Below are 8679 nucleotides of genomic sequence, written 5' to 3' on the forward strand. Positions count from 1 at the left end.
TGACTACACCACTAATGAAAAGCAAGCAATCAAGGACAAGATTGACCAGATTGTAACTGAAGGCAAGGGTAAGATTGACAAATCAACTACAACTGACGAAGTTGATACAAATCGTGACGCGGCCATTAACCAAATTATCAAGGATAGTACCCAAGATAGTGACGCGGCTAAGGACATTTGGAATAATGATCCGAAGGTTCAAAATGATCGAAACCATCATGATTCAGGTAATATTCCAAGTGTACCAGGTACACCGGGTACCCCAAATGACACAGCAAACAAACCAAACTCATCAGATTCTGAGCCAGGTCACAATTCTTCATCTAAAGATAATGATCATGGAGTAGATGTAACTCTAATGCACAATGCTTATCTTTATGATCAAACAGGTAGTCGTTGCAATAAGGTTATCCTAGGAGCTGGTTCTGTAGTAACAACTTATGGAGTAACAACCATTAATGGACGTCAATTCTACATTTTGCATGATCAAAATGCTGCTAATAAGCAGTATTACTTGGCACTAGGTAATGTTAAATATCGTGTCCAGAAGTTAGTGCATAATGCAGCTGTTTATGACCAATATGGTAGACGGATTAACTCGGCAGGATTACTACGTAAGGATAGATTAATTAATACTTACGGTAGTGCGGTTACCATTAGAGGATCGTTATACTTTATCATTGCTAAGAATCGATACGTAAAGGCATCAAATGTTATGCTTAAGAAGATTGTTACTGAAACACAAGCAGAAGAGGTAGAACCAATCAATACCTCAACCGCTGACGCAGCTGTTGCAGTAAATGAAAAGCAAATTATGCATAATGCTTACGTTTATGATGAAAAGGGCACTCGTAGTAATCAATTAATCTTTAAGGCGGGTTCGATTGTTAATACTGTAGGCACTAAGACCATTAATAATCGTCTCTTCTATGTATTGGAAAACGGTATGTATATTGCGGCTGGTAATATAGATGCAAAGAAATTAAGATTGAAACACAATGCTTACCTATATAGTCAATATGGTAATCGTCTTAACCATTCGGTTGTCAGAAAGTACAAGCTGGTTAGAACTTATGGCAGTCCAGTCAGAATTAAGAATGGTACGTATTACATTGTTGCCAAGAATAAAAATATTAAGGAGGCTAACTTCATAACAAAGTAGAAATTAAGTAAAAAGTTTACTAAAAAAGGCTAATTCTCAATGTAGGATTAGCCTTTTTTATATAATCTTAATATTAAACTTATTTAAAGCTACCAAAGTAATAAAATATCACTATTCTAAATTTATTATTACTAAGATAAAAAATTGCAGTTATATGTATATCTTATATCTATAGCAAACTTAATTTAAAAATAGCGACCATACATTAAATTTTTGGGTAGTAGTTAGCAAATTTGCTATGTATCTGGCATTAATCTGGCAAATAATATTACCAGATTCTTGCTTATAAAATTAAGGTAAATAACAACTAAAAACGTTATTAGCATAAAGCTTTAGCGCTTTTTAATTTTAAAATATTTTTTATATTATTTGTATAGTATTTATTACTGTTTGAAATAAAAAATATTTTTTAAAAATCTAATATAAAAGAAATTATCCCATAAGTTATTAGTAATATACTATCTAATTATTAATAAATATAGTATTAATAACTAAAATATTTTATTGTTACTTTTACTCTATATGTAAAATTGTATTTTTCACTAATCACTATCGAATTTCAAAAAAATTATCCACATACACATATAAAATATTTATATGTATCACTTTTATATATTAAAAATATTTATTTTAAAAAATAAAATATAATAAAAAACTATTTTTTATATTTTTTATAAAAAATACTTTTATGACAATGTTTTTTTAGATAGTTTTTATTTATATTTTTATAAAAAATATTATTATAAATTAAATTATTATAAAAATATATAAAATTAAATTATTAAAATTGATAATAAAATTTATAAGAACTACAATGTTTAAACGGTTACCCAATAGGAGCCAACTAATTTGTGAAAGGATAGTTTTATGTTAGGAAAAAATAATTTTACCGAAAGACTAAGAAAGATGGAGATGCAGGCAAAGCAAGATCACTTCTCAATTCGAAAATTGAGTATTGGTGCTGCTTCTGTTTTGTTAGGTTTTACTTTCTTTGGTTTAACTAGTCAAACTACCAAAGCGGATACTATTAATCCAGTACAAACCGCTAGTGCTGCACCTAATGCAGACTCTGCAGATACGCAAAAGTCACAACCTGAAGCGGATTCTGCCAATACTCAAGTGAATACAAATAAAAATAATGCTACAGATACAACAGCAAGTATTCCACAAACTGATTCTATAAAAGACGCAAAAAGTTCAGAATCTAAAACAGCTAGTAACGATAAAGATGATAAAACTAAGTTATCAACTTATTCTGCTTTACAGACCTTTTTGAAGACACCTGCTAAAGTAAGTGATACTCAAGTGGATTCTAGCAATTCAGGTCAAACCTCCCCTGCTACAGTTTCTAGTACAAATTCAACTAATCAGCCAGCAATTTCAGTCAATAGCGATGTGCGTGCAAGTTCTAATACACCAGTAGATACACCGGCTATCTCTGATCAGCCTTCTACTAGTAAAGAAAATGTGATTGGAACTGAAGATCTTGCTAGCAATGCTGCGCAGGTTCATAACTGGGACGAACTTGCTAGTGCAATAACAAATGCGGACATTAGCGAAATTGATGTTATGAATGATATTCTAGACGCTCCTGTTGGTGGTACAGGTGAAAATACAATACCAATTAATTTTGTAGGTAGAAATCTTTTAATTAAGTCTAATGAAAATGGATCAGATAGATATGTAGTAGATTTTAAAGGTAATCATCCCAATGTTACCAGTGGAATATTAAATTTAACTTTTCAAAATCTTGTTTTACATAGTGCTGACACTTATGGTGTAATTCGATCAGATAAAGCTACTAATGCAATTATTAATTTTGAGAATGTCGATTTTAGCGGCTCTCAGATGATTTATGCTGGTAGTAACACTCACATTAATTTTAAAGGTACTAATACTGCTAAAACAGTTAAAGTTGATGGATTGGTAGATAATCGTCCATTGCTAAGTATTTCTGGATCAGGTAATGTGATTGATTTTGATGATTCATTTACTGGGATCACTAGGAATGACAGTGTTATTGTCTTAGGTGGTAATGGTAACAAAATAATTGTTGAGCCTACTGCAAAGGTTATGCTTTGGCCAGCTGGTAATACCCCAACTGGTGGTATAAACCTAATACCTTCTGCAGGTATAAATGGCAGGTACGGTATTATTGCGGCTGCACCTGGAGATAATAATAGTATTGATGTCAAGGGTGCGTTAAAAATCAATGTTGGTAAGCTTGATTTTGATGGTATAAATGGTAGTACAGACTGGGCTCAAGCTGGAGCAATTTATATTGGTGGTAAGTCATCATCTCTTAATATTGATAGTGGTGCCTTAATCAATGTGACTACTAATGGAAACATTACCACATATCCCTTAGCAGCCAATAACCTGATTTCGATTAATGGAAATTTAAATATTGCCCCTAACGGTCAGTTAAGTGTTACTGGTCAAAATATGGGTAAGTATGCTGGGACATTGGTTAATATTGCTGGTAAGGCTGATATTAATAATGGCTCTTTAAATATTAAGTTAGTTGGTAATGCTGGAACAGGCAACATAGTTTTGCTTAATGTGCCAGGTAGTATGAATATTAATAATCCAACCTCAGTTGTTTTAGATGCACATCTAAATAAGAGCTTGGGAACAAGTATTGTAGGAAATAATGGAATTACAATTGCTAATGCTCGTCAAAGAATCGATCTTGGTGCAATAAATGGTGGAGTCATCACGCTCCCACCATTACATACGCTCCAAGTTCAAAAAGGTACTCAAGGTGCAATTGTAAATCTGATTCAACTTTTGAACGGTCAGCAAAAGTTTGATCTTGATACTTTCCAAAGTATGTTACAAGATCCACAAATTAGTAAAATTCTCCAATTACCAGAATTAAAAGGAGTAGCCACTGCTATTCAAAATGCTGCTACTACTGGAAACACTGATTTTGATGGTTTGTATAAAACGATTTTTGAAAAAATATTTACGGATCCGACAGCTGTTGGCTATAATAACTTGCAGTTAATTCAAGCAAATTCCAGTGGATTTTTGGATATTGATCCAAGTAGCGTTGTTGTCACTAATAATCCTGATGGCTCCCGAAAAATTGCTGGTAAAGTTATCAACTATAATCCAGCTACAGATGGACCTAACAGCGGTGGATTACTTGATAAGTACATTCCTGGTGGAACTAATGCTTATATTATCGCTCAATATAAGGGGTCTAAAGAAGGTCAATTGCTACAAGATCCTAAAATTGTCAGTCCCTATGCTTCTACTAATGCACCAGATTTACCTTCAAAGTTTGTCGCTAAAGTAAATGATGATGGAACTTTCGAATTTACTATTCCTGCAGGTGATATAGCTCAGTTAGCCAAGGGAGATGCAATTTCATTAGTTCCTACTGCTAATTTTGTTAGTTATAACCCAGCTGATGTTCAGGCAGGAATTCGTCCAGTAATTAAAGATTTAGGAATTGTAACTTTAGGTGATGCTCAAGATAAGGCAGCTAAAGAAATTAATGATGCAATTGTTGCTGCTAAAGCTAAAAAACCAAGCAATTTGACCCCGGATCAAAGTAAGGCATTTGATGATGTGATGACATCAACTGGTGCTGATGCAACTAAACCAGTTAACCCAGACCATACTGCTACCTCTGTTTATACTGGTGATTCAGAAGCAGAAATCACTAAACGTAAGCAAGCAGCCCTTGACAAAATTGCTGTTGCACTCAAGCAGTCAATAAAAGATTCAGCTATTAATGATGTAACTGCTAAAGCTAATGCAACTAGTGTTGCTTATCCTTTACAAAAGCCAGCAATTGATACCGCTAAAAATACAGCTATTAATAACATTAATAGCGTTCCAACAACTGGATTAAGCGATACTGCTGATGCAGTTCAAAGCAAGGTTAATACTGCTAAAGAAAATGGTATTGCAGCAATCGATCAAGCAGTGACTGATTATAAAACCGGCATTAAAACTGAAATTAATGGTAAAATTGATCAGGCCAAACAAGATATTGATAGTATCGCAGCTGACCCAATTTTAAATGCTGATGAAAAAGCAGCAATTGAAAAATTGAAGGATCAACTCAGTCGCCCAACTGAAATTGCTAAGGATGGCGGTGATATTGATGCTGATCCAAATGAAACTCAAGTTGAGAAACATAAAAAAGAAGCAGAAGATATCATCAATGGAATAAATGCAAAAATTGACGCTATTAAAAAGGTCGAGCAGGCTGCTAAAGATCAAATTGCTAAGCACCCAGAAGACACTGATGATATTAAAGATAACTCCAATAAGGCAGTTGATGATATTATTAACGGCAAAGACCCAGACGGTTCTAAGGGTACTGATGATATTAACAATACTCATGCCGCTAAACAGCAACAAAAAGTTGCAGATGATATAGGAAAAGCTGCTCAGGCTGCTAAAGATCGTGTTAATAATTCTGGATTAAGTACAGTTGATAAAAAACCATATCTTGATGCAATTGACGCTGTTGCTAAAGCTGCAACGGCTAAACCTGGAACAGATGGTTATGATCCAAGTAAATCAATTTATGGGAAAAATACCGATGATGATATTAATCAGGCTAAGATAATTGCACAAAACCAATTCAATAAAGAAGCTGCTAAAGCTGAAATTGCAGGTAATGGTAAGTCATATCAAGATGGATTAGGAATCCCAGATGATAAAATTATTGCCGATACTGTTAAGAAAGAACAAGATAAAATTGATGCAATTGCTGATGGCACACCGGCAACTGATAATCGTACTACTGCTGACAGTGTTGAAAATACGGCTAAAGCTAACTTACTTGCAGCTGCTAAAGAAGCTGCTAAAGCTCAAGTAAAAGCAGAAGCTGCTAAAGCTGAAAATAAAGATAATCTTAATGCATTAGATCCGGGCATCGATGATGCAGTAAAAACTGCTGATACAAATATTGATAGCCATAATACTATTGATGAAATTAAACAAGATGTTATTAATGGTAAAAATGATATTTTAAATAAATATAAAGAGGCTGCTAAGTCTCAAATAAAAGCAGACTCTGATGCTGATAAGGCCGCTTTAGGTGTTACAACAGATCCAGCAATTGATAATGCGGTGAAAAATGCTAATACTTTGATTGACAATGCCGAATCTATTGATGGAGTTGGCAAAGCGTTAAATACTAGCAAAAATGATGTTTTGAGTCAATTCAGAGCAGCGGCTAAATCGCAAGTCAAAGCAAATGCCGATCAAGCTAAGCAAGATATTGGTACAGGAATAGATATTTCAGGAATTGATAATGCATTAAATGCGGCCAATGGCAAAATTGATGTTGATAAAGATCCTGCAACTATCAAGCAAGATATCGCTGACGGTAAAACAGGCATTCTTGAGGCAGCCAAGAGTGCTAATAAAGCTAAATTAGATGCTTATGAAAAAGATATCGAAGATAAAATTGATAAATCTGGGTTACCTGCTACAGAAATTGCCAATGCAAAAACAAAGGCAAAACAGATTGTTAATAATCTGACTGATCCGTTAGGATATAATCAACAAATTGACAAAGCAACAGATTTACCTGGAGTTAAGGATACCTATGACAAGGGTAAAAAAGCTCTAGATGCTTTACTTGGTGACTTATCGGTTGAACAAAGTAAGCAACAAGCAATAGATGATATTAAAAAAGCTCAAGAGGCCGCAAAGAATTCAATCGCAACTAAGTATCCTGATCTTAAGCCTGAAGATACTAAAGCTTTAAATGATAAAATTGATAATGCAGCTAAAACAGGTATTGATAAGATCAAGAATGAAACCGATCCTAATAATATTCCAGCTGAACATGATGACACTATTAATAATATCAATAGTGTTGGTAAAGATGCGGATGATTTGGCTTTGAGTAAACAAAAAGCTGATGCAATTAATAAGCTTAACGCTAAAGCTGAAGCTGCTAAAAAAGCAATCGACAATATTCCAGCTGATCAGCTCAGTCCAACAAATAAAGAACACTTTAAAGATCAAATTGATGCTGATGTGGCTGATGCAACTAATAAGATTAATGCCGCTGACAAACTAGGAGTTGATCCTGCAGAGCAAGCAGGTGAAGCTAATATTAATAAAGATCTAAATGATGCTGATTTAACTGCATCTAGGGCTAAGGCTTTACAAGAATTAAAAGCTGAAAAAGACAAAGATTTGGCGGCAATTGATGCAAAAGCAGATCAAATGACACCAGATCAAGTAAAAGATCTAAAGCAAAAGATTAATGATATTTATGATCCTGCTGTTTCCCAAATTGCTGGCGACCAGACGATTGATGCAATTAATACAGATAAGACTAATGCTATTAATGGTATGAAGGGAATTGTTAATAGTATTGGCAATTCTATTGCTAAGAATCTTCAAGATGCTAAGGATAAAGCAATTAATGATCCTGATAATGGATTAGATGCGCTAGCTAAAAAAGTCCGCGATCATATCAATGCCGATCCTAATTTATCTGAAACAGAAAAAGTAGCTTTTGGTAAGAAAATAGATGATACATTAACTGCAGCTAAAAGTGCTGTTAATGGTGCAACTGATGAAGCAGGTGTAAAAGCTGCAACAACAGCAGGTCGTGATAATCTAAATCAAATTCAAACTGATGCAGACTTGCAAGCAGCTAAAAATGCTGCTAAAGCAGCACTATTAGCTGAACAAGATAAAGTTAATACACAAATTAATGGCTTAAATACAATTGATGCTACTGGTAAAAAAGCATTAACTGATAAAGTAAACGGTTTTTATACTGATGCAATTGGTAAGGTTGATGCTGCTACTACTATTAGTACGATTGACCAAGAAAAGAAAACTGGCATCGATAACATGGACAATGTTTTAAAAGATGCAATGGATCTTAATCAAACAATTGCTGCTGATCAAGCTAAGTTAGATAGTGTAGCTAAAGATGCTATTGATCAAATTAATAGTTCTACTTTATCACCTGAAGATAAAGCAAACGCCCAAAAAGCGATTGAGAATATTCGCGATCAAGCTAAGAGTGATGTTGCAAAACAAGGAACTAAGGATCTGGCAAATCAAGTTGAAGCAAAGGGCGAGAGCGATATCAACGCTGCCAAAAATAACGCACTTAAAGCAGATTTAGATCAAGCTAAGGCTAAAGCTAAAGCTGATATTGCTGAAAAAGCTCAAGCTGCTAAGGACAGAATCAATGCTGATTACAATAGTTTGCCTAAAGAGCAACAAAATGAAGTTAAAGCAGCTCATGACAAGGCCATTAGTGATATTGATGCTGCTGTTGGCAAGGCCAATGCAGATATTGATAAAGCTGATGCAGATCCAAATCCTAAGGGTAAGATAGATCAAATTGTCAAGGATACTACTAATGCAATCAATCAAGCTGAAAAAGATGCTAATTTAGCTGCTGCTAAAGCCAAGGCCAAGGCTGAAATTCAGGCAGAAGCTGATAAGGTCAAACCTGGCTTAACTAATCAAGCAGATAAAGATGCAGTTGATACAATTGCTAATAATGCGAT

Annotated in this window: 2 protein-coding genes; both read left to right on the plus strand. The window is 34.3% G+C overall.

What is annotated here, in order from left to right; genetic code table 11:
- Positions 1-1162: SLAP domain-containing protein (locus tag BM203_RS08245; protein WP_143453058.1), on the plus strand; the 1162-nt coding region annotated here is incomplete at its 5' end.
- A gap of 867 nt (positions 1163-2029) precedes the next feature.
- Positions 2030-8679 (plus strand): pectate lyase-like adhesive domain-containing protein (locus tag BM203_RS08250; RefSeq protein WP_143453059.1); only part of this gene is annotated, 6650 nt, incomplete at its 3' end.

The organism is Lactobacillus bombicola (genome assembly GCF_900112665.1).
GTDB lineage: Bacteria > Bacillota > Bacilli > Lactobacillales > Lactobacillaceae > Lactobacillus > Lactobacillus bombicola.